Source organism: Sulfitobacter sp. HI0129 (assembly GCF_001635395.1).
Lineage (GTDB): Bacteria > Pseudomonadota > Alphaproteobacteria > Rhodobacterales > Rhodobacteraceae > Sulfitobacter.
This window is the reverse complement of record NZ_LWGH01000091.1, coordinates 1-464: the sequence shown is the minus strand read 5'-3', so window position 1 is coordinate 464 and position 464 is coordinate 1. Positions and strand designations below refer to the sequence as shown.

At 60.1% G+C, this 464-nt stretch carries 1 pseudogene; it reads right to left on the bottom strand.

Annotated features, from left to right (window positions below):
- Window positions 1-464, bottom strand: a pseudogene (locus A3764_RS00915) (hypothetical protein); the annotation flags it as partial.

Sequence of the window (464 nt, the reverse complement as noted above, 5' to 3'; positions counted from 1 at the left end):
GCCGCCATCCGCGAACTGACTCATGCCGATGGTATTGGGGGCCTCCACCCATTCATAGGCGTCGGCGTAGACTTCCAGATACCATTCATGCACCTGCGCCGGGTCCACTCCGGCGAGCAGGGCGAAGTTGCCTGTCACCATCAGCCGCTGGATATGATGCGCATAGGCATGTTTACGGGTCTGGGTCACCGCTTGTGACACGCAATTCATCCGCGTTCCGGCGCCCCAGTAGAAATCGGGCAGATCGCGGGTGTGTTGCAGCGCGTTGCGGGTGGTATAGTCGGGGCCTTCAAGGAAATAGATACCGCGCACATATTCACGCCAGCCGATGATCTGGCGGATGAAACCTTCAGCGGCGTTGATGGGAACATCGCCCGCCTGCCAAGCCTTTTCAGCCGCCTTGCAGACCCGTTCGCGCTCGTGAAGATGCGGTCGAGCAGGCCGCGCTTGCAGAATGTAGCGAT